The organism is Pseudooceanicola sediminis (assembly GCF_003575965.1).
Lineage (GTDB): Bacteria > Pseudomonadota > Alphaproteobacteria > Rhodobacterales > Rhodobacteraceae > Pseudooceanicola > Pseudooceanicola sediminis.
On record NZ_QWJJ01000006.1, the window covers coordinates 50,511 to 73,278 of the forward strand.

18 protein-coding genes are annotated in these 22,768 nt (G+C 65.3%); 11 read left to right on the forward strand and 7 right to left on the reverse strand.

All coding sequences use genetic code 11. The features are described 5' to 3' along the window. Nucleotides 1–101: 101 nt before the first annotated feature. From glmU to DL237_RS08075, 4 genes are read left to right on the forward strand one after another with little or no spacing between them, the layout of a single operon-like run. On the forward strand, nt 102–1,457 hold the full coding sequence (gene glmU / locus DL237_RS08060; RefSeq protein WP_119398545.1) for a bifunctional UDP-N-acetylglucosamine diphosphorylase/glucosamine-1-phosphate N-acetyltransferase GlmU: 1,356 nt from the start codon (nt 102–104) through the stop codon (nt 1,455–1,457). After that, the gene (gene glmS / locus DL237_RS08065) at nt 1,457–3,280 is read left to right on the forward strand and encodes a glutamine--fructose-6-phosphate transaminase (isomerizing) (protein WP_119398546.1); all 1,824 of its coding nucleotides are present in this window, start codon (nt 1,457–1,459) and stop codon (nt 3,278–3,280) included. The genes glmU and glmS overlap by 1 nt, the downstream gene beginning before the upstream one ends. 29 nt (nt 3,281–3,309) lie before the next feature. Beyond that, nucleotides 3,310–3,873: a pyridoxamine 5'-phosphate oxidase family protein gene (locus DL237_RS08070; RefSeq protein WP_119398547.1), complete on the forward strand. Its 564-nt coding sequence runs from the start codon at nt 3,310–3,312 to the stop codon at nt 3,871–3,873. After that, nucleotides 3,870–4,547 (forward strand): DNA alkylation repair protein, encoded by a 678-nt coding sequence (locus tag DL237_RS08075; RefSeq protein WP_119398548.1) that lies wholly within the window; start codon nt 3,870–3,872, stop codon nt 4,545–4,547. The genes DL237_RS08070 and DL237_RS08075 overlap by 4 nt, the downstream gene beginning before the upstream one ends. A gap of 166 nt (nt 4,548–4,713) precedes the next feature. Here the strand turns inward: DL237_RS08075 and DL237_RS08080 are convergent, their stop codons facing one another. Further along, a complete protein-coding gene (locus DL237_RS08080; RefSeq protein ID WP_119398549.1) occupies nt 4,714–5,148 on the reverse strand; it encodes a hypothetical protein in 435 nt (144 codons plus the stop codon). Between the two features lie 95 nt (nt 5,149–5,243). Here DL237_RS08080 and moaA point away from each other — a divergent pair, with 95 nt between their 5' ends. From moaA to DL237_RS08095, 3 genes are all read left to right on the forward strand, one after another. Beyond that, a complete protein-coding gene (moaA, locus tag DL237_RS08085; RefSeq protein WP_119398716.1) occupies nt 5,244–6,251 on the forward strand; it encodes a GTP 3',8-cyclase MoaA in 1,008 nt (335 codons plus the stop codon). Next, nucleotides 6,251–7,567, forward strand: a complete 1,317-nt coding sequence (locus DL237_RS08090) for a 3-deoxy-D-manno-octulosonic acid transferase (RefSeq protein WP_119398550.1) — start codon at nt 6,251–6,253, stop codon at nt 7,565–7,567. The genes moaA and DL237_RS08090 overlap by 1 nt, the downstream gene beginning before the upstream one ends. An 81-nt stretch (nt 7,568–7,648) precedes the next feature. After that, the gene (locus DL237_RS08095; protein ID WP_119398551.1) at nt 7,649–8,704 is read left to right on the forward strand and encodes a glycosyltransferase family 4 protein; all 1,056 of its coding nucleotides are present in this window, start codon (nt 7,649–7,651) and stop codon (nt 8,702–8,704) included. Nucleotides 8,705–8,980: 276 nt separating this feature from the next. Here the strand turns inward: DL237_RS08095 and DL237_RS08100 are convergent, their stop codons facing one another. From DL237_RS08100 to DL237_RS08115, 4 genes are all read right to left on the reverse strand, one after another. Further along, complete coding sequence (locus DL237_RS08100; RefSeq protein WP_119398552.1) at nt 8,981–10,144, reverse strand: M20 aminoacylase family protein; 1,164 nt, start codon at nt 10,142–10,144, stop codon at nt 8,981–8,983. A 36-nt stretch (nt 10,145–10,180) separates the two neighbouring features. Beyond that, a complete protein-coding gene (locus DL237_RS08105; RefSeq protein ID WP_119398553.1) occupies nt 10,181–11,341 on the reverse strand; it encodes an amidohydrolase in 1,161 nt (386 codons plus the stop codon). A gap of 3 nt (nt 11,342–11,344) precedes the next feature. Continuing rightward, a complete protein-coding gene (argE, locus tag DL237_RS08110; RefSeq protein WP_119398554.1) occupies nt 11,345–12,511 on the reverse strand; it encodes an acetylornithine deacetylase in 1,167 nt (388 codons plus the stop codon). A 250-nt stretch (nt 12,512–12,761) separates the two neighbouring features. After that, nucleotides 12,762–14,621 (reverse strand): ABC transporter ATP-binding protein, encoded by a 1,860-nt coding sequence (locus tag DL237_RS08115; RefSeq protein WP_119398555.1) that lies wholly within the window; start codon nt 14,619–14,621, stop codon nt 12,762–12,764. A 274-nt stretch (nt 14,622–14,895) separates the two neighbouring features. Here DL237_RS08115 and DL237_RS08120 point away from each other — a divergent pair, with 274 nt between their 5' ends. From DL237_RS08120 to DL237_RS08135, 4 genes are all read left to right on the forward strand, one after another. Then, complete coding sequence (locus tag DL237_RS08120; RefSeq protein WP_119398556.1) at nt 14,896–16,602, forward strand: peptide ABC transporter substrate-binding protein; 1,707 nt, start codon at nt 14,896–14,898, stop codon at nt 16,600–16,602. 165 nt (nt 16,603–16,767) lie between these two features. Continuing rightward, a complete protein-coding gene (locus tag DL237_RS08125; protein WP_119398557.1) occupies nt 16,768–17,790 on the forward strand; it encodes an ABC transporter permease in 1,023 nt (340 codons plus the stop codon). A 79-nt stretch (nt 17,791–17,869) separates the two neighbouring features. Beyond that, nucleotides 17,870–18,760: an ABC transporter permease gene (locus DL237_RS08130; RefSeq protein ID WP_233544916.1), complete on the forward strand. Its 891-nt coding sequence runs from the start codon at nt 17,870–17,872 to the stop codon at nt 18,758–18,760. 61 nt (nt 18,761–18,821) lie between these two features. Beyond that, complete coding sequence (locus DL237_RS08135; protein WP_119398559.1) at nt 18,822–19,712, forward strand: DMT family transporter; 891 nt, start codon at nt 18,822–18,824, stop codon at nt 19,710–19,712. 17 nt (nt 19,713–19,729) lie between these two features. Here DL237_RS08135 and DL237_RS08140 read toward each other — a convergent pair whose 3' ends face one another. Together DL237_RS08140 and DL237_RS08145 are read right to left on the reverse strand one after the other, a co-directional pair. Continuing rightward, nucleotides 19,730–21,007 (reverse strand): DUF3422 family protein, encoded by a 1,278-nt coding sequence (locus tag DL237_RS08140; protein WP_119398560.1) that lies wholly within the window; start codon nt 21,005–21,007, stop codon nt 19,730–19,732. Nucleotides 21,008–21,323: 316 nt separating this feature from the next. Then, nucleotides 21,324–22,757 carry an NAD(P)(+) transhydrogenase (Re/Si-specific) subunit beta gene (locus DL237_RS08145; protein ID WP_119398561.1) on the reverse strand — a complete coding sequence of 478 codons (1,434 nt, stop codon included), beginning with the start codon at nt 22,755–22,757 and terminating at the stop codon, nt 21,324–21,326. Nucleotides 22,758–22,768 lie beyond the last annotated feature (11 nt).

Here is a 22,768-nt window from a genome sequence, read left to right on the forward strand (position 1 = left end):
CGATTAAAACGGGCGCAACAAAAGGACAACCACAAGGGTGCGCGCCCGGGCCGACGATCCCGTGCCGCAGCGCCCTGACAGGCAACGGAATTGAGGGCACGATGAGCACGGCATGCATAATTCTGGCGGCGGGGATGGGCAGCCGGATGAATTCGGACCTCCCCAAGGTCCTGCATCAGATCGCGGGGGCACCGATGCTGGCCCATGCGATGCATTCGGCCCTGTCGCTGGACCCGGCCCGGCTGATCGTGGTCGCAGGCCACGGCGCCGAGGCCGTCACCGCCGCCGCCGAGGATGTGATGCCCCTGACGCAGGTCGTTCTTCAGCGCGAACAGAACGGCACGGCCCATGCCGTCGATCAGGCGCGCGACCTGCTGGACGGTTTCCAGGGTGATGTCATCGTGCTCTATGGCGACACCCCCTTCATCCGCCCCGAGACCCTCGCGGCGATGCAGACCGCCCGTGCCCGCCATGACATCGTCGTGCTGGGCTTTGAGGCGCGCGATCCGGGGCGCTACGGTCGGCTTGTGATGGATGGTCTGAGCCTGGACAGGATCGTCGAATACAAGGACGCATCCGAAGAAGAGCGCAAGATCACGCTGTGCAATTCCGGCGTGATCTGTGCCGATGCCGCGACGCTGTTCGATCTGATCGCAAAGGTCGGCAACGACAACGCCGCAGCAGAATACTACCTGACGGACGTGATCGCCCTTGCCCGCGCGGCAGGATTGTCTGCCGGCGCCGTCACCTGTGACGAAGCCGAGACGATGGGCATCAACTCGCGCGCGCAACTGGCCGATGCCGAAGCCGCCTTTCAAACCCGCAAACGTGCCGAGGCGATGGAGGATGGCGTGACCCTGGTTGCACCCGAGACGGTCTTCCTTGCCCATGACACCGTGATCGGGCGCGACAGCGTGATCGAACCGAACGTGTTTTTCGGCCCCGAGGTTACGGTCGAAAGCGGCGCGCGCATCCGCGCCTTCTCGCATCTCGAAGGGTGCCATGTCAGCCGCGGCGGGCTGATAGGGCCTTTTGCCCGCCTGCGCCCCGGCGCCGAACTGTCCGAGGATGTCCACATCGGCAACTTTGTCGAGGTCAAGCAGGCACGCGTCGATCGCGGCGCCAAGATCAATCACCTCAGCTACATCGGCGACGCCGAGGTGGGAGAAGAGACGAACATCGGCGCAGGCACCATCACCTGCAATTACGATGGCGTCATGAAGCACCGCACCCGGATCGGCGCGCGCGCCTTCATCGGGTCGTCGACCATGCTGGTGGCCCCGGTTTCGGTCGGGGATGACGCCATGACAGGCTCCGGCTCGGTCATCACGGCCGATGTCGAACCCGGCGCACTGGCCATCGGGCGCGCCCGCCAGGTGTCGAAACCCGGCATGGCCCGCAAACTGATGGAAATCCTGAAACTGAAAAAGGCCCGGCTGGCCAAAGAGGCGGAATAATGTGCGGCATCATCGGCTATCTCGGCAATCACGAGGCGTCTCCCTTTCTGGTCGAGGCCCTGAAACGGCTTGAATACCGCGGCTACGACAGCGCCGGTATCGCCACCGTCAACAATGGCAAACTGGACCGGCGCCGCGCGGTCGGCAAGCTGGTCAACCTGTCCGACGTGCTGGTGCACACGCCGCTGGCCGGCAAATCCGGCATCGGCCACACCCGCTGGGCCACCCACGGCGAGCCATCGGAACTGAACGCGCACCCGCACCGTGCCGGCAACGTCGCCGTGGTACATAACGGGATCATCGAAAACTTTCGGGCGCTGCGCCGCGAACTGGCGGAAAAGGGCGACCTGCCTCTGACCGACACCGACACCGAAACCGTGGCCATGCTGACATCGCGCTACATGGCCGATGGGCTGACCCCGGTCCAGGCGGTGCAGAAAACGCTCGGACGGCTGGAGGGGGCCTTTGCCCTGTTGTTCCTGTTCGAGGCCGAACAGGACCTGATGATCGCCGCGCGCAAGGGCTCCCCCCTCGCGATCGGGCACGGCGACGGTGAAAACTACGTCGGGTCCGATGCGCTGGCCCTGGCCCCGCTGACCGATCGGATCACCTACCTCGAGGAGGGCGACTGGGCCGTCGTCACCCGCAGGGACGTGACGATCTACGATGCCAGCGGCACGCTTGCCAACCGCGAGATGCGGCGTGTCTCGCTGGACAAGGCGCAGGTCGACAAGGCCGGACACAAGCACTTCATGGCAAAGGAAATTGCCGAGCAGCCCCAGGTGATCGGCAATGCGGTGAAACACTACTTCGGCGACTCCGGCCAGACCATCAGCCTGCCCGATGGCGGCATCGACTTTACCGGCGTGGATCGCCTGGTGATGGTCGCCTGCGGTACGGCCTACTATGCCTGCCTGACCGCGAAATACTGGTTCGAACAGATCGCCCGCCTGCCGGTCGAGGTCGATGTGGCCTCGGAATTCCGCTATCGCGAACCGCCTGTCACGGACCGCACCGTTGCGGTTTTCGTCAGCCAGTCCGGTGAAACCGCCGATACCCTGGCCGCCCTGCGCTATTGCCGCGACAAGGCCGACCGCATCGTCTCGGTCGTCAACGTCGCCGAAAGCTCGATCGCGCGCGAAAGCGACCTGGCACTGCCGATCCTGGCAGGCACCGAGATCGGTGTCGCCTCCACCAAGGCGTTTTCCTGTCAGCTGACCGTCCTGCTGACCCTCGCCCTCGAGGCCGGTCGCCAGCGCGGCACACTTGACGAAGACCGCTACGAAAGCCTCGTCGCCGCGCTGCGCGGTCTTCCGGCGGTTCTGGGACGGGCGCTCGACAACAATGCCGCCGCCGAGGAACTCTCGCTGCAAATCGCCGAAGCTCAGGATATCCTCTTTCTCGGGCGTGGCCTGATGTATCCTCTGGCGCTGGAAGGCGCCCTGAAGATGAAGGAAATCAGCTATATCCATGCCGAAGCCTATGCCTCCGGCGAACTCAAGCATGGCCCGATCGCCCTGATCGACAAACACGTGCCTGTCGTCGTGATGGCGCCGCGCGATGCCCTGTTCGACAAGACAGTATCGAACATGCAGGAGGTCATGGCCCGCGGCGGCAAGGTCCTGCTGATCAGCGACCTGGCCGGCATCGAGGCCGCGCAGGACGGCGTCTGGCGCAGCATCGAAATGCCCTCGGTCGACCCGCTGCTGACCCCGATCCTCTATGCGCTGCCGGCGCAATTGCTGGCCTATCATACCGCCGTTGCAAAAGGCACGGATGTCGATCAGCCGCGCAATCTGGCAAAGTCGGTCACGGTGGAATAATCTGCGCAGAGACGGCACAGGAGTCTCTCATGGCCAAGCAATTCGATCAGATCGAAGACGCCCATCAACGCTTCATCGAAGAACAGCACATGTTCTTTACCGGCACAGCTGCCCCCGACGGCTATGTCAACGTCTCGCCCAAGGGCATGGACAGCCTGCGCGTGCTGGGGCCGAACCGCATCATCTGGCGCAACATGACCGGCTCGGGCAACGAAACCGCCGGGCATCTTGCACAAAGCAACCGCATGACGCTGATGTGGTGTTCCTTCACGACGCGCCCGATGATCCTGCGCTGCTACGGCACGGCCCGAACCATTCACCGCCTCGACCCCGATTGGTCGGCGCTGGACGCGCACTTTGTCCCGGCCTTTCAGGCGCGCCAGATCTACGACCTGACCGTCACGCTGGTCCAGACCTCCTGCGGCTATGCCGTGCCATTCATGGATTTCGTCAGCGATCGCGACACGCTGGACAAATGGGCGCAATCGCGTGGGCAAGACCAGGTCCGCGACTATTGGCGCGACCGCAATACACTGACCATGGACGGCGCCCCCACGGGCATCGTCGCAGGCAACCTCGGACCTGACGCATGACACTGGAAGACGCGCTGACCGCGCTCAAGACCCACGAAAAACCCGGCCATGCCGAAAGCGCGGCGGCCTATCACAAGGTGCCGCGCCCCTACCTGGGTGTGCCCAACCCGGCCCTGAACGACCTGGCCACCGAATGGCGCCGTTCGCTGACCTTGCAGGACCGCCTGACGCTGGCCGACGACCTCTGGCAGACCGACATCCACGAGGCCCGCATCGTCGCCGCCAAGCTGCTGACGCAGGCGCGCATCCGCCCCTCGGATCAGCCGGTCTGGCACCTGCTGTGTTCCTGGATTGCCGATTTCGATTCCTGGGCGATTGCCGACCACGTGTCCAAGGCGGGCGAACGGCGCATCATGGCCGACCTGTCACGCCTCGATCACGTGGAATACTGGACCGAGTCCCCGCACATGTGGACGCGCCGCTCCGCCCTCGTGATGACGCTCGGCCTGACCCGCCTCAATCACCCCTCCGCTGAGGAAGCCGCGGCGCGCGAACGCGTGCTCGGCTGGGCGGCGCGCTATGTCGACGATCCGCAATGGTTCATCCAGAAGGCCGTGGCCTGGTGGCTGCGCGACCTGTCGAAACACGATCCCGACCGGGTGCGCGCCTTCCTTGATCGGCACGGCGAGGACATGCGCGGATTTGCCCGCAAGGAAGCCGGCAAATACCTCTAGCGCACGCGGGCGGCGGCGTGACGGGCGCCGCGGCAGGCAACGTCACGGCGAAACGGCCCGGGTCAAGGGCGGGGCAACCCATCCTGCTGCCCTGCCCCGGATGGCTATGGCGAGCACCGGCCAGAACCGGCCAGGGACCCGCCAGGGACCGGCCGCCCAAATGCGCTCAGCCGCCCGGGTAGACGTCGATCTCGATCAACCCGGTCAGCGGCACCCCAAGCGCCTGCATCGCCATCAGCGACAGGCGCGATCCGGCTGTTTCCGGCCCATTGATCGGGATCAGCTGGGCGGTGATGGTGGTGCCGGTCTCGATGGCCGTGATCCGGCCCTTCTGCACGCTGGTGACCATCGGCGTCTTCAGCCACAGCCCCGGCTCTCCCGCCGCGCCCAGCGTGGCGACCGTACGCCCCTTGCTCGGGCCCTCGGGGGGGCGCACGGAGACTGCGGCCTCGTTTGCCGGCAGGATCTCGGCCTCGGCCGTGGCCCCGGTATCGATGGGCGCCGCATCGGGACGGGGCGTCGCTGTTGGCTGGATCTGGGTGCACCCGGCAAGGGTGATGGCAAGGGCGGGGATCGACAGGATCAGGGAAATGGCTTTCATGCCGATCAGTTTAGGTCGATCTCCGCCCGCTTCAATCACACAAAGATGAAGGGCGGCCCTTGTCGCAGCCTGCCCGCCGCAATAGGTTCGATGCCATGACAGCCCCCCTGATCGATCCCTTTCAACGTGCGATAGATTACCTGCGTGTCTCGGTCACCGACCGATGCGATTTCCGCTGTGTCTACTGCATGTCCGAAAACATGACCTTTCTGCCCAAGAAGGACCTGCTCACGCTCGAGGAACTCGACAGGATGTGTTCCACCTTCATCGGGCTGGGCGTCAAGAAGCTGCGCATTACCGGCGGCGAACCTCTGGTGCGTCGCGACATCATGACGTTTTTCCGCGCCATGTCGCGCCATCTCGAAAGCGGCGCTCTCAGGGAACTGACGCTGACGACCAACGGCAGCCAGCTCGAACGCTATGCCGCCGATCTCGCCGCTGCCGGCGTGCGCCGCATCAACGTCTCGCTCGATACCCTGGACGAAGAGAAATTCGCCCGCGTCACCCGGTGGGGTCGGCTGCCGCAGGTGCTGCGCGGGCTGGATGCGGCCCAGGCCGCCGGCCTCAGGGTGAAACTGAACGCCGTCGCCCTCAAGGGCTTCAACGAAGACGAACTGTTCACCCTGGCCGAATTCTGCGCGGCCCGTGGCATGGATCTGACCTGGATCGAGGTCATGCCCATGGGCGATATCGGCAACGAGGATCGCGTCGGCCAGTACTGGTCGATGCGCGACGTCCGCGCCCTGCTGGAAACCCGTTATCGCCTGCGCGATCTTACCGAAAGCTCGGGTGGTCCCGCGCGCTATGTCCGGGTCGAGGAGACGGGCCAGAAGATCGGCTTCATCACCCCGCTCAGCCACAATTTCTGCGAAAGCTGCAACCGCGTCCGCATGACCTGCACCGGCGAACTCTACATGTGCCTCGGGCAAGAGGACATGGCAGACCTGCGCCCGGCCCTGCGAAATTTCCCCGGCAACGACGCGCCCCTGGAACAAGCGATCCGCGATGCGATCTCGCACAAGCCCAAGGGGCACGATTTCGATTATTCACGCCAGCGCGCCGATGGCCAGGTTTCGCGCCACATGAGCCATACGGGCGGCTGATGACGCGCCCACAGGCGCAGGCGACGCCGTTCTATCACCTCTACCGACTGGTGGCACAGGCGGCGATGCCGCTGCTGTGGCGGCGCGTGTCCCGGAAACTCGGCGCCGAAGGCATCACGCCCGACCGCCAGCGCGAACGCCTCGGCCATGCCACCCAGGCGCGCCCGGACGGCACGTTGCTGTGGTTCCACGCCGCCAGCGTCGGCGAAAGTGTCTCGGTCCTCGCGCTCGTGCAACGCCTGCTGGACATGCGCCCTGACGCCCACGCGCTGATCACATCCGGCACCGCGGCCTCGGCCACGGTCCTGGCATCGCGCCTGCCCGCGCGCTGCCAACACCAGTTCGCCCCACTCGATGCTGCCGGCCCGGTTCGGCGATTCTTCGACCACTGGCAGCCCGACGCGGGTATCTTCGTCGAAAGCGAACTGTGGCCGCAGACGATCGTCGCCGCCCGCGCACGCGGCATCCCCCTGGCCCTGCTGAACGCCCGCCTGTCCCGTGGTTCTCTGCGCAACTGGCGCCGTTTCGACGAAACCTTCCGCTTTCTCGCGGACCAGTTCTGCCTGATCCGCACCCAGGATCGCGCCACCTGCGACGGGCTGCTTGCGCTCGGCGCGCGCGCCGACACCGTCGCGCAGGGCCCCAATCTCAAGGCGATGATCCTGCCCCCGCCCGTGGATCAAGACGCCCTTGCACGGATGCGCGCGGCGTTTCCCGGCCCGCTCTGGGCGGCCGTCTCGACGCACGAGGGCGAGGAGGAACAGATCCTCGACGCCCACCTCGCGGCCCGCACCACCCTGCCCGGCCTGCGTCTGATCCTGGTGCCGCGCCACCCCACCCGCGCGGATGCGATCGCTCGCCTGATCAGCGACCGCGGCCTGGGCTTCGCGCGCCGCACCCAGGGCGCCACCCCCGGCACGGCCGAGGTCTACCTCGCGGATACCCTTGGGGAAACCGGCCTGTGGTATGCCCTCGCCCCGCTGGTTTTCCTGGGCGGCTCCTTCGGCAAGGCCGGCGGCCATACCCCCTATGAACCCGCCGCCTTCGCAACACCGGTGCTGCACGGCCCGCATGTCGCCAATTTCAGCGAAACCTATGCCCGGTTCGACGCCGCGGGGGCCGCCCGCGCGGTATCCGACGCCACGGCCCTTGCCACCTGCCTGACGCAGCTGCTTGGGGACCCTGCGCAGATCGCGCGCATGGGCGCTGCCGCCCGTGCCATCTCTCACTCGCAGGGCGAAACCCTCGCCCAGGTGGCCGACGAACTGCTCGAGGCCATCGCGCTGCCGCTTTCCGCGCCCCCCCGAACGGTGTAGTGCTGCCCCAGCCTCAGACCCAGCCCCAGACCCAGCCCCAGAACAAGACCCAGCCCACACTCACGAATACGGAGCCGCCCCATGCCGTCCGATACCGCAGGCCTCGACGTCATCGCGCCGAACTTCAAGAAACGCATGTCCGGCGTCACCTCGACCGTGTTCCGGCTGGTGCCACTACAGGCGCGCGACATCGCCATCGCCAGTGCCGGCCCGAATATCCCCGAAGGCGTGCCGCAGGTGCCCGTCTCCGCCCTCTTTACCATGTCCCGCCAAGGCCCCTCGGGGGCGCGGGTCTGGCACGCCAGACGCAACAACGAAATGCTGGTCGGAATCGCGCTCAAACGGATCTTCCGCAAGCGGCTGAAACTGCTGTTCACCTCCGCCGCGCAGCGCCATCACACCGGCTTCACCAGATGGATGATCCGCCAGATGGATGCGGTGATCGCCACCTCCGCCCGCTCCGCCGCATTCCTCGAGGTACCCGCCACCGTCATCCACCACGGGATCGACACGGAACTCTTCAGCCCGTCGCAGGACAAGACCGCCCTGCGCGCCGCGCTCAACCTGCCCATCGACCAGGTCCTCGTCGGCTGCTTCGGCCGCATCCGTCCGCAAAAGGGCAATGACCTCTTCACCGACCTGATGCTGCGACTGCTGCCCTCGCGGCCCGGCGTCACGGCCGTGATGATGGGCGGCGTCACCGACAAGAACCGCGATTTCCACGCCGACCTCGTCGCACGGGTCGCGGCGGCGGGCCTCACCGACCGCTTCCTCTTCCTGCCCGAAGACCCGCACTGGGACATCTCGCGCTGGTTCAAGGCGCTCGATCTCTACGTCGCGCCGCAACGCTGGGAAGGCTTCGGCCTCACCCCGCTCGAGGCCATGGCCTGTGCCGTTCCCGTCGTCGCCACCCGCGCCGGCGCCTTCGAGGAACTGGTGCAGGACGGCAGCACCGGCACCCTCGTCGGGATCGAGGACCTCGACGCGATGACCGACGCGACCGCCGCCCTGCTCGACGACGCCGACAAACGCGCCGCCTGGGCACGCAATGCGCGCGCCCATGCCGACGGCCACTACCGCATCGCACAAGAGGCCGCCGCCATCACGACGATCTACCGACAGCTGCTCGCCACATGACAAAAGGCACGCAGCCCCGCCACGCGCCTGTTGTTTCCCTGTTTCAAGTATCCCCGCCGGAGGCATCGCCGCCCGCGGCGATCCTTTGAAACGCGGGCCACATATCACCCCCTAAACGCCCTCGCGGTCGTCTGCCCCTCGGCGTATCTAAGCCGCCTACGCCTTCAGACATGACGGTCGCCTACGCCTCTACAAAGGCGCCTACGCGTCCACACAGCATCCGCGCCTACGCGTCTCCACATGACGGTCGCTTACGCGTCTCCACGGGATAGTCGCTTACGCGACGGGCATCCGCTGCTCGACGATCCCCGCCCACCAGGAACACCCTGCCGGGATCACCTCGTCGTTGAAGTTGTAGTCGGCGTTGTGCACATCGGCGCTGTCTCCATTGCCCACCAGGATATAGGCGCCGGGGCGCTCTTCCAGCATATAGGCGAAATCCTCGCCCCCCATGGTGATCTCGGCGGCCGCGCAGTCCCCTGCGACCGAACTGGCGACCTCTGCGGCAAATTCGGTCTGCTCCTCGCTGTTCACCATCGCAGGATAGCCCGGCAGCCAGGTGATCTCGGCCACCGCGCCAAAGGCCTCGGCGGTCGCGGTGGTGATCGCCTTCATGCGGTCCTCGCCCAACTTGCGCCCCTCGGCGCTCATCGTGCGAATGGTGCCGCGCAGGGTGACATGGCCGGGAATGACGTTGAACGCCTTGGAGGCGCTTTCGAACGAGGTGACCGAGACGACGATGCGCTCGACCGGGTCGGCATTGCGGCTGACGATGCTCTGCAAGGCGGTCACGATCTGCGCGGCCGCGACGATCGGGTCGATCGTCTGCATCGGCTTGGCGGCATGGCCCCCCCGCCCCTTCACCTTGACCTCGAACTGATCGGTGGCGGCAAAGAAGGCGCCGGGCCGGATGCCGAAACTGCCCGCGGGCATCCCCGGCCAGTTATGCATGCCATAGACCTCCTGGATGCCAAAGCGCTCCATCATCCCGTCCTCGCACATCTCGCGACCGCCGCCGCCACCCTCTTCGGCAGGCTGAAAGATCACCACGGCGGTGCCGTCGAAATTGCGGGTCTCGGCCAGATATTGCGCGGCGCCCAGCAGCATCGCGGTATGCCCGTCATGGCCGCAGGCATGCATCGCACCCGGTGTCTTGCTGGCATATTCCAGCCCGGTCGTCTCATGGATCGGCAGCGCGTCCATGTCCGCGCGCAACCCGATGACCTTGCCCGCGCTGTCGCTGCGGCCCCTGATGACGCCCACGACACCCGTCCGCCCGATCCCCGTGACCACCTCGTCACAGCCGAACGCCCGCAGCTTTTCAGCCACCAGGGCAGATGTGCGATGTGTCTCGAACAGGATCTCGGGGTTTTCGTGCAGATCCCGGCGCCACTTGGTGATGTCGCCGTGAAGCTCTGCGAAACGGTTCTTGATCGGCATGTCGTGCTCCTTGGGGTGTGGGTGATCCCGCGCCGCTCAGGCGCGCAGCGGCAACCGGCTTTCGGCCATCTCGGCCAGCCAGCTGCAACCATAGGGGATGACCGCGTCGTTGAATTCGTAACTCGGGTGATGCAGGTCGGCGCTGGCGCCATTGCCGACCAGAACATAGGCACCGGGGCGCTGGCGCAGCATCTCGGCAAAGTCGTCGGCCCCCATCACAGGCGCCAGATCGGTATCGGCGCGCGACACGCGCCCGGCCGCCGCCACCGCATGATCGACTGCCTGCGCATCGTTCACCAGCACCGGCGGGCCGGGCAGGAAAGTCAGCGCGGCGCTGGCGCCGAACGCCGCGGCGGTGGCCTGCGCCAGCGCCTCGATCCGTTTGCGAAGCATCGCCTGCACGTCCATATTCATGGCGCGAAAGGTCCCCTTGAGGGTCACCGTACCGGGAATGACGTTATAGGTGTCGGTCTCGGTGCGAAACCCGCAGACCGAGATCACCACGGGATCGACCGGATCGGCATTGCGCGCGGCAATGCTCTGCAACGCCGTCAGGATATGCGCCGCCGCCAGGGTGGTATCCGTGCCCTTGTGCGGCATCGCGGCGTGGCCGCCCTTGCCGGTCACAAGGATATCGAACCGTTCCGGCGCGGCGAACTGCGCACCCTTGCGCATGGTGAACCGCCCCACGTCCAGCCCCGGCCAATTGTGCATGCCGTAAACCTCCTCGATGCCGAAACGGTCAAGAAGCCCATCCGCCAGCATCGCCGCCGCACCGCCACCGCCCTCTTCGGCGGGTTGAAAGATCACCACGACCCGGCCTGCGAAACGGCGCGTCTCGCCCAGGTATTTCGCCGCGCCCAGCAGCATCGCCGTATGCCCGTCATGGCCGCAGGCATGCATCCTGCCCGGAATGGTCGACGCATGCGCCACCCCCGTTGCCTCAAGAATAGGCAGCGCATCCATATCGGCGCGAAATCCGATGCAGCCACCGGGGGCAGAGCCGTTGATCACCCCGACCACGCCGGTGCCGCCCAGTCCTGTCACCACCTCGTCACAGCCGAAATCCCGCAGCTTTTCCGCCACGAAGGCGGCGGTGCGATGCTCCTCGAACCGCAGCTCGGGGTGGGCATGGATATCGCGCCGCCACCCGGCGATCTCGACCTGCATCTCTGCGATACGGTTGCGCACCGGCATGGCTCAGCCCTCTGCCAGCAGGTCGAGCAACCGGCGCATGAAATCATGACCCGCCTCGAACTGCGCCACGGTGATATATTCGTCAGGCTGATGCGCCTGCGCAATGTCGCCGGGGCCGCAGACCACCGCCGAATAGCCGTGGTTCTGGAAATGCCCGGCCTCGGTGCCATAGCTGACGACATGGGTGCCATTGTCACCGGTCAGCCGCCGCGCCAGCTCCTCGGCCGCGCCGTTCACCTCGGGGGCAAGACCGGGGGCCATGAACTTGGGCTGGATCTCGATAAAGGTCTCGGGGCGGATCGCCTGCATCGCGGCCTCCACGCGCGCCACCTCGGCGCGGTACGCATCTTCGTATATCTGCGGGTCTTCGCCCGGCACACAGCGGAACGACATCACGAATTCGCAGCGCTTGGCGGTGATGTTATGGGCGGTGCCACCTTCGATCATGCCGACGTGGGCATTGGTCCAGGGTGGATTGAACAGCGCATCGGTGCCCTCTGCCCCCTTGGCCATGTTCGCGTCGTTGACGCCGTTGGCCCAAGTGATCAGCTTGGCCCCCTCCATGATGGCCGACACCCCGGTGTGCGACAGCGAGGAATGCACCTCGAACCCGTGCACGATGGTGTCAAAGGCGATACCCGCCTTGTGCCCGGTCACCGGCTGCATCATCGACGGCTCGCCAATGATCGCGACCCGCCCCCGCGGCAGCTTGTCCGCGACATCGCGCAGCAACGGGTCGGCGCCGATCACGCCGATCTCCTCGTCATAGGTCAGTGCGATCTGAACGGGGCGCGCCAGATCGCGGCCCGCGCCTTCGGCCAGCGCCCAGATGGCCAGCGCGTCAAAGGATTTCATGTCGACGCAGCCGCGCCCGAAATACTTGCCGTCCCGCTCCACCACCTTAAAGGGATCGCTGGACCACGCCTGCCCGTCGACGGGCACAACGTCCGTATGGCCCGACAGCACCACCGCGCCCTCCTCCATCGGCCCGGCATGGGCCATCAGACCGGCCTTGGGTTCGCTCGGGTGCAGGTGACGCACGCAGGTGACGCCGTGTTCCTCCAGATAGTCCTGAACCCAGTCGATCAGCGCAAGGTTGCTGTCCCGGCTGACGGTGGGAAATGCCACAAGGGTCTGCATGATCTCGAGGGGACTGAGGCGAGAGCTCATCTTCTGTCTTCTTTCAATTGGCTTCCTTCCGTCGAACGCGATGGAAAGAGGCGCCGCAATGCGGCATCACGCCGAACACACCGGCATCTTTTGCAAACCCGGCGACGCACCGCAGCACCACCGCACCGTTCTGGCCCCATCACCGGCCCGCTGCAAGGTGCAGCCAAGGCCGGGCGCACCCGCGCCGGACCTGTGCACACTTGCGGGGCAAAAGGACGCCACGACAGCACGGCAGCGGACGCCGTTCCGCTCAGTACCCGCTGTCTGTCACCAGCAGATAGTGATCCTCGCCCACCTTCTGATAGACCGACGGTTCGGGCTGATAATCCAGATCGTGTATCGGTGACGGGATCGGCTTGAAGTTCAGCTCATGCTCGCTCTTGCGGCGGGTCGGATCGGCAATCGGCACAGCCTGCATCAGCGCCTGCGTATAGGGGTGGCGCGGGTCCTCAAAGATCGCGCGGCGGCTGCCGATCTCGACGATCCGCCCCAGGTACATGACCCCGACGCGGTGGCTGACCCGTTCAACGACCGCCATGTCATGACTGATGAACAGAAAGGACAGGCCCAGCTCGGCCTGCAATTCCATCATCAGGTTCAGCACCTGCGCCTGGACCGATACATCCAGGGCACTGACGGATTCATCCGACACGATCAACTTGGGGTTCAGCGCCAGCGCGCGGGCAATGGCCACCCTCTGACGCTGGCCGCCCGACAGCTCATGCGGATATCGCCGCATGAAGCTGCGCGGCAGCTCGACCCGGTCGAACAGCATCTCGATCCGCTCCTGCATGGCGCGCCCCTTCAGCGTGCCGTAGTTTCGCATCGGTTCGGCCACCTGATCGGACAGCTGCATCTGCGGGTTCAGGCTGGCAAAGGGATCCTGAAAGATCATCTGCATGTCCAGACGCGCCCGACGCAGATCGCCCTGGTTCAGCGCGATGATGTCTGTGCCGCCCAGTTCGACCTGCCCCGACAGCGGCTCGATCAGCCGCAGCAGCGACCGCCCGGCGGTGGATTTTCCACAACCCGACTCGCCCACCAGGCTCAGCGTCTGGCCCTTGTTGATGTCGAACGAGATATCCTCCACCGCGTGCACGTTGGCGACGGTCCGGCGCAGCACGCCGCCCTTGACGGGAAAGCGCGTGGTCAGGTTGCGCACGCTCAGCAGCACCTCGTCGCTGCCGCGGATCGGCGCGATGTCCTGCCCTTCGACGCCGAACAGCTTCATCGGTTCGGGGAAATCCTTGCCGGTCATGTCGCCCAGCTTGGGCACCGCTGCCAGCAGCGCCTTGGTATAATCATGCACCGGAGCGTGGAATATCTGCTCCACCGGGCCTTCCTCGACCTTGTTGCCCCGGAACATCACGACCACGCGGTCGGCCATCTGCGCCACCACGGCCATGTCGTGCGTGATGAACATCACGGCGGTGCCCGTCTCGCGTTTCAGCCGGTCCATCAGGGCCAGGATCTCGGCCTGGATGGTCACGTCCAGGGCGGTCGTCGGCTCATCCGCGATCAGCAGGCGCGGCTCGCACGCCAGGGCCATGGCGATGACGACGCGCTGACGCATCCCTCCCGACAGCTCATGCGGGTACTGCTTGATCCGCCGCTCCGGTTCGGGGATGCGGACCTCTCGCAGCAGCTCCACCGCCCGTTTCATCGCGGCCTTGCGGTTCATCCCCTTGTGCAGGATCAGCCCTTCGGACAATTGCCGCCCGATGGTGAAGACCGGGTTCAGCGCCGTCATCGGCTCCTGAAAGATCATTCCGATCTCATTGCCCCGGATCGTGCGCATCAACCCCTGATCGGCCTGCGCCAGATCCACCTCACCCCCGCCCTTGCGATCAAAAATGAGGCGCCCGCCCGAAATCTCGCCGCCGCCATATTCCACCAGCCGCATCAGCGACAGAGACGACACAGACTTGCCCGACCCGGATTCGCCCACGACGCAGACGGTTTCACCGGGGTTGATGGTAAAGGAGATGTCCTCGACCCCGACCACCGGCCCGTCCTTTGTCTGAAAGGACACCCGCAGGTTCTCGATACGGGCGATATGCCCGGTGTCGGGCTGCGCTGTCGGGCTCGGGGGGGGCGACGTGTCCAGCATGTACCAACCTGAAAGAGTGAATGTTGCCCGACGCTACAGACGGTTTCGCCAAAATGTCAAACGCCGGTCCGGCTGACCGGGCCTTCCCTCTGCGTCAGCGGCGGCGAAGGCTTGCAATTTGAACGAATCCGCTTTTCGATGCCTTCACCCGCGGGGGTCGGTGCGGCACAGGCCGTGCACGACGCACGGTTGCGCCATCACCCGGCACTCCGCATGGCACCCTGCGACAACAACCGGTCCGAAAAAAGGCCGGGCATCCAACTGGGAGATATCTATGAAACTGAAAACCATTTTGCTGGGGGCGGCGGCTGCATTCGCCATGGCCCCGGCGGCGATGGCGGAACGCGGCGCCGATGGCCACGTCAACGTCATCTACTGGCAGGCGCCCTCGATCCTGAACCCCTACCTGTCCGGCGGGACCAAGGACATCGAAAGCTCCTCGATCATCCTCGAACCCCTTGGCCGCTATGACCCCGACGGCAACCTGGTGCCCTTTCTCGCGACCGAAATCCCGACGGTCGAAAATGGCGGCGTCTCCGAGGATCTGACCTCGATCACCTGGAAGATCAAACCGGATCTCCTGTGGTCTGACGGCACCCCCCTCACCTCCGAAGATGTCGTCTTTACCGCCGAATACTGCATGGACCCGCAGGGCGGCTGCGCGCAGCTGTCGAAATTCAACGGCATCAAGACGGTCGAAGCGGTCGATGACCTGACCGTCAAGGTCACCTTCGCCACGCCGCAGCCCAACCCCTATGGCGCGTTCATGGGCGGCCAGTCCCCGATCCTCCAGAAGGCCCAGTTCAAGGATTGCACCGGCGGACGCGCCGCCGAATGCACCGAGGCGAACTTCAACCCCATCGGCACCGGCCCCTTCGTCGTCGACGAATTCAAGCCGAACGACGTGATTTCCCTCTCGGCCAACCCCAACTACCGCGATGCGGCGAAACCCGCGTTCGCCACCATGACCTTCAAGGGCGGCGGCGATGCCACTGCGGCGGGTCGTGCCGTGCTGGAAACCGGCGAATTCGATTACGCCTGGAACCTGCAACTGGCCCCCGAGGTGCTGGAACAGATGGCGCAGGGCGGCAAGGGTGAAACCGTCGCGGCCTTCGGCACGCTGGTCGAACGGATCGAGATGAACCTGACCGACCCCTCGCCCGATCTGCCCCCCGAAACCCGCGCCACGGTCGATGCACCGCACCCGATCCTGTCGGACCTGAACGTGCGCAAGGCCCTGTCGATGGCCATCGACCGCGAGATCCTCGTCGAAATCGGCTACGGTCAGGCGGGTCGCCCGACCTGCAACCTGGTGCCCGCACCGGAAATGTACGCCTCGCCCAACAAGGAATGCATCCCGCAGGACATCGAAGGCGCCAAGGCGCTGCTGGACGAAGCCGGCTGGACCGACACCGACGGTGACGGCATCCGCGACAAGGACGGCAAGAAGCTCAGCCTGCTGTTCCAATCCTCGACCAACGCCGTGCGCCAGAACTTCCAGGACGCGATCAAGGCATGGTGGGGTGAAATCGGCGTCGAAACCGAACTGCGCAACGTCTCGGCCTCGGTCTTCTTCGGCGGCGATCCCGGCTCGCCCGATACCTTCCAGAAGTTCTATGCCGATGTCGAAATGTACGCCAACAACTTCGACGGCACCGATCCGCAGGCCTACCTGGCCCAGTATCGCTGCGGCAACGAACCCAAGCCGTCTTCGCAGTGGCAGGGCGAAAACATCAACCGCTTCTGCGATCCCGCCTATGATGCCATGCTGGATGAGCTGGCAAAGACTGGCGAACTCGACAAGCGCGGCGAAATCGCCAAGAAGCTGAACGAGATGCTGACCAAGGACACCTACACCATCGTCCCGCTGGTCGACCGTGGCCGCGTCTCGGCGCACTCCAACACGCTCGGTGGCGTGGCGCTCAACACCTGGGACAGCGAGCTTTGGAACGTTGCCGACTGGTACCGGATCAAGGAGTGATCCATCCCCGGGGTCGGGCCCTGCGCCCGGCCCCGGATCTTGCGTACTGGTGCCGGGCCGCGTGTCCGGCACCGGATTCTGCGCAGCGGAGCACTTTTGCCTGACCTGCCTCCTCTGACTTCAGGTCACGGCGCGACAGTTCACTCCTGACCCCCGGGACACCCCATGCTGACATTCACCATCCGACGGCTCATCATCGCCGTCCCCACCCTGCTATTCATCGCCGTCGTGATTTTCGGGCTGTTGCAGCTCGCCCCCGGCGACCCGATGGCACAGGTTCCCCTGACCGTGCCCCCCGAAGTCAAGGAACGCATGCGCGAGGCCCTCGGCCTGGGCGAGCCGATCCATGTGCAATTCTGGAAATGGATCGTGCAGTTCTTCTGGATCGAACCCCAGGTCTTCATCGACAATGTCTTTGGCACCCACCTGGCCGACGGCAAGCTGCGCGTCCTGTCCTGGCAGACCCGGTCCCCGGTGATGGACATCGTGGTCCAGCGGATGCCCCAGACCCTGTGGGTTGTCGGCATGTCGTACCTCGTCGGCATCCTGATCGCCCTGCCCATCGGCATCTATTCGGCCTACCGGCAGTATTCGATCTTCGATCAGCTCGGCACTTTCATCGCGATGATCGGCTTTTCGGTGCCCACCTTCTTTACCGGCGTGCTGCTGATCGTGATCTTCTCGGTCAACATGGACCGCGACAGCTTCTGGTGGTTTCCCTCGATCTACGACACCACGCTCCAGGTCACCGACTGGGCCAGCTTTGGCCAGCAGATCCGCCAGATGGCGATGCCGGTGACCGTGCTTGCGCTCTATAACGCCGCGCAGATCTCGCGGTTCATGCGGGCCTCGATGCTCGACAACCTCAACCAGGATTACGTGCGCACGGCCCGCGCCAAGGGCGTCGGTGAACGCGCCGTCGTCATGGTGCATGTGCTGCGCAACTCGCTGATCCCGGTCGTGACGGTCATCGCGCTCGGCGTGCCGCAGGTCTTTGGCGGGGCCATCATCACCGAACAGGTCTTCAAGGTGAACGGCCTCGGCCAGCTGCTGATCGGCGCGATCGAGGCGAACGACCTGCCGATGGTGCAGACGCTGACCTTCATCTTCGCGGTCCTGATCGTGCTCTTCAACCTGATTGCCGACGTCCTCTACGGCATCCTCGACCCACGGATCCGCTATGACTGAGCCGACACACACCCCCGAAAACGAACCCGTCGTCGAAACCGGCGGCGCCACCCTTGCCGGGGGCGTCATCCCGCAGCCCATGCCCTCGGCCCCGCCCCGCAGCCAATGGCTCGATGTCTGGCACCAGTTCCGCCACCACAAGGGCGCGATGGCCGGCGGCATCGTCTTCCTGTTCATCGTGCTGGCGGTTTTCCTCGGCCCCTACCTGTGGGATCTCGACCCGGCCAAGATCGACTTTCGCGCCCGCAACAACGGCCCCAGCTGGGCGCACCCCTTCGGCACCGACCAGCTGGGGCGCGACATGATGGCCCGCCTGATGGCCGGTGGTCAGGTCTCCCTCGCCGTCGGCATCACCGCGATGCTGCTGGCGCTGGTCCTCGGCTCGCTCATCGGGATCCTGGCGGGCTATTTCCGTCGGCTCGACAACATCCTGATGCGGATGACCGACCTGTTCCTGGCGCTGCCCCTGCTGCCCTTGCTGCTGGTCATGGTCCTGCTGTTCCGCGAACCGCTGTCGGCCGCCTTCGGCATCGAGACGGGGATCTTCATCCTGATCGTCACCGCCATCGGCGTCACCTCCTGGATGCCGACGGCGCGCATCGTGCGCGGCGACGTGCTGGCCCTGAAGGAGCGCGAGTTCGTGCTGGCCGCGCGCTCCATCGGCACCACGAACCTGATGATGATCCTGCGGCACATCCTGCCCAACGTGATCTCGCCCATCGTCGTCTCGGCCACGCTGGGCATCGCCAACGCGATCATCACCGAAAGCGCGCTGTCCTTCCTCGGCCTCGGCTTTCCGCCGGACTTTCCGACCTGGGGGCGGCTGCTGTTCGATGCCGTCGACTACATGCAGCAAAACCCCGAACGCGTGGTCATGCCCGGCATCGCCATCTCGCTGACCGTCCTGTCGGTGAACTACCTCGGGGACGGGCTGCGCGACGCCCTCGACCCGCGCATCCGCGGCCGCTAAGGTCCGGCGCAAGACACCCCCGCGGCCACCGCGCCGCGGGGATCACCTACCGAAAGACCCCATGTCCCACCGCGCCTATTACGCCGGGATCGCGCTGCGCCTGACCTCGGCCTTCCTGATCACCGCCATGTCCGCTGCCGTTCACGGCGTCGCCGCCACCGTCCCGGTCGGGCAAATCATGTTCTGGCGCTCGGCCGTCGCGCTGATCCCGATCCTGGGCTACATGGCGTGGCACGGCAATTTCCCCGCCGCCCTGCACAGCCGCTATCCCCGCCTGCATGTCACACGCGGGATGCTCGGCGCATTTTCCATGGCGCTGTCCTTTGTGTCGCTGGCCTATCTGCCCGTCGCCAATGCACAGGCGCTGGCCTATCTCGCTCCGGTCCTCAGCCTGCCGATGGCCGCCATCCTGCTGCGCGAAAAACTCTCGCCCGCGATAATCGCCGCCGTCGCCTTCGGCTTTGCAGGCGTCGTCGCCCTGCTGTGGGAGGCCCTGGAAATGCCCGGTGACGGCGCGCTGATCGGCGTCGCCGCAGGCCTCGCCTATGCGCTGACGATGGCCTTCGTGCGGGTCCATACCAAGCGGATGACGGTGACCGAATCCTCCTCGACCATCGCCTTCTACTTTGCCGTGGTCGCGGCCCTCGTCGGTCTTGCCACCCTGCCCTTCGGCTGGGTCGCCCTGAACGGCACACATTACACCTGGCTGATCCTCGCCGGGCTGCTCGGCGGTATCGGGCACATCGTCTCGAACGAGGCGACGGCCCGCGCGCCGGTCAGCACGCTGGCGCCCTTCGACTTTACCGGGCTGATCTGGGCGCTCGGGTTCGACCTGATCCTGTTTGCCACCTTTCCCGGCCCGCTGGGCCTTGTCGGGGTCGTCGCCATCACCGCCGCCGCCCTGCTGGTCACCTTTGCCGGGCATCCCCGGCGGGTGCCGCCCGGCAAATGACCGGCAAATGACCGGCCTCAGTGCAGCCTCTTGCGAATGCGGCGGATCATCCACCACACCACCAGCACGACAAGGGGCGTGACCATCGCCAGCAGCATCCCCTTGCTCAGATGCGCCGCATCGGCCAGTGGATAGGACAGATACCCCACCAGCGACACGGCGTAATAGCTGATCGCCACCACCGACAGCCCCTCGACCGTCTGTTGCAGGCGCAACTGCGCATCGGCGCGCTGGTCCATGCTGGCCAGCAGCGCCTGATTCTGGGCACTGCGCTCGACGTCCACCCGCGTGCGCAGCAACTCGCCCACCCGGATCGCCCGGGCCGACATTGCCGCCAGCCGCGCCTCGGCCGCGCGCACGGTGCGCATGGCCGGATCGTAGCGCCGCATCATGAATTCGCCAAAGGTCTGCCGCCCGCGAAACCGTTCCTCGCGCAGCATCGCCACCCGTTCGCGCAGGATCGCCTCATACGCCTTTGTCGCCGCCAGCCGATAGGCGGCCTGCGCGGCAATGTCCTCCAGCTCTGCCGATACGCTCAGCAGCCCCGCCAGCGTATCCTCCGACCGGGTCGCATCATCGCGCATCGTGCCGATCAGCCGGGTCAGCTCCGCGTCGATCCGCGCCATGTCAGGTTCCAGCGCACGCACCCGCGCCAGCCCCAGCATCGACATGGCGCGATAGGTTTCGATTTCGCACAGCCGCTGGACCACCCGCCCGATCCGCCGGGTGCCGATGCCATCGTTGGTAAAGACTGAAAACCGCGCATGACCCGCAGGATCGATGCGGAAATCCCCCGCGATGATCGCGTCGCGCTCGATCGCATGGGCAATCGCCAGGCTTTCCCCGACGAACCAATCCTCGATCTGATCATGCACCTCGTCCTCGCCCCGGCTCGGCTCCACCCGCAACAGGATCGAGGTAACGCGCCGCCCCGGCGCCTGCTCCAGCCAGTCCTGCGGAAAGACATCGAAGGACGCCGGATCGAAGGGACGTTCCGGCACGCCATCGCTGAACACCGTATAGGTCACGAACTCGGTATGGCTTTCCCATTTCAGCATGTGCCGCCCGATCTCGCCCGACCAATGGGTCGCGCCGGGCTGCGGGTGCGCCGCGCCGTGCCGGTCCAGCAGGTCGATCAGGTGTGCCCGCTCGGCCGCGCGGTTGCGCGCCGCCACCGGGCCTTCGGCTTTCAACGCCAGAAACGCGACGCTGCACGGCGATTTCAGCGTCGGAAAGGGCCGCGCGTGCAGTTCGTTGACCAGGGGATAGCGTAGCGGATGATCGTTCAGCGGCATGGCATGTCGTTCCGTCTCAGGGGGCGTCAGGCCGCCTTGTTAGCCCCGCACGCTGCCCCTGAAAAGGCATTTATCAATATTTTCAATGCGTTAGCGGAATACCTTGGTATACTGGCGCACGAAGCGGCATCCGGGCCGGGGCGTCGACAGAAAAACCGTTCAGATACCGCTCTGATACCGTTCAGATACCGACGTTCGAATTCAGCGTTTTCAATGGCTTGGCACCGTCAGACCGGCCGATACCGACGCCGGTGCGCAGATGTGCAAAAGGGCGACCCACCGGGCCGCCCTTTGCGTCGTCACGTTGCTGGTGCGATCACGCGATCTTGGTCAGCAGCTCGTCCAGAGATTTCTTGGCGTCGCCATAGAACATGCGCGTGTTCTCCTTGTAGAACAGCGGGTTCTCGATCCCGGAATAGCCGGTGCCCTGGCCGCGTTTGGACACGAACACCTGCTTGGCCTTCCAGCACTCCAGCACCGGCATCCCGGCGATGGGGCTGTTGGGATCTTCCTGCGCCGCAGGGTTCACGATGTCGTTCGACCCGATCACGATCGCCACGTCGGTAGAGGGGAAATCTTCATTGATTTCATCCATTTCCAAGACGATGTCATAGGGCACCTTGGCCTCCGCCAGCAGCACGTTCATGTGCCCCGGCAGCCGCCCGGCGACCGGGTGAATGGCGAACCGCACGGTCTTGCCCTTGGCCCGCAGCTTCTTCGTCAGCTCGGAAACCGATTGCTGTGCCTGCGCCACCGCCATGCCGTAGCCCGGAATGATGATGATGCTGTCGGCCTCGTCCAGCGCGCTTGCCACGCCATCGGCGTCGATGGCAATCTGCTCGCCCTCGACCTCCATCGCCGGGCCGCTGGTGCCGCCGAAGCCGCCCAGGATGACCGAGACGAAACTGCGGTTCATCGCCTTGCACATGATATAGCTGAGGATCGCCCCCGAAGACCCGACCAGCGCGCCCACGACGATCAGCAGATCGTTCGACAGCGAAAACCCGATCGCCGCCGCCGCCCAGCCGGAATAGCTGTTCAGCATGGAAACGACGACAGGCATGTCCGCCCCGCCGATGCCCATGATCAGGTGATAACCAATGAACAGGGCCGCCAATGTCATGATAAACAACGGGAAAAATCCGCCGCTATTAAAGTACCAGATCAGGCAAAGAACCGAGATCACGGCCGCAGCAGCGTTCAGCATATGGCCACCGGGCAGCTTCGTTGCCTTGGTGTTCACCTTGCCTGCCAGCTTGCCATAGGCAATCACTGAACCGGTGAAGGTCACCGCGCCGATGAAGATACCCAGGAACAGCTCGACCCGCAGAATGTTCTGCTCGACCGGTGTCTTGTGGGCCAGCAGCTCGGCAAACCCGTGCAGGCCGGTACGTACGGCGGGATCCATTGCCAAAACGTGCTGCAATTCGAAATGCGCGTTGAAGCCGACGAACACTGCCGCAAGACCGACGAGAGAGTGCATGGCCGCGACCAGTTGCGGCATCTCTGTCATCTGCACACGGGTTGCGACGAAAAAGCCGATGATACCGCCCGCAGCAATCAGGATGACCGACAACAGCCAGAGACCCGAGCCGGGTCCGATCAGCGTTGCGAACACCGCAAGGGCCATGCCCACGATGCCGTACCAGACCGCGCGCTTTGCGCTCTCCTGGCCCGACAGGCCGCCGAGCGCGAGGATAAAGAGGACCGCCGCAACCACGTAGGCCGCTGTGGTGAAACCGAATTCCATTGTTCAGACCT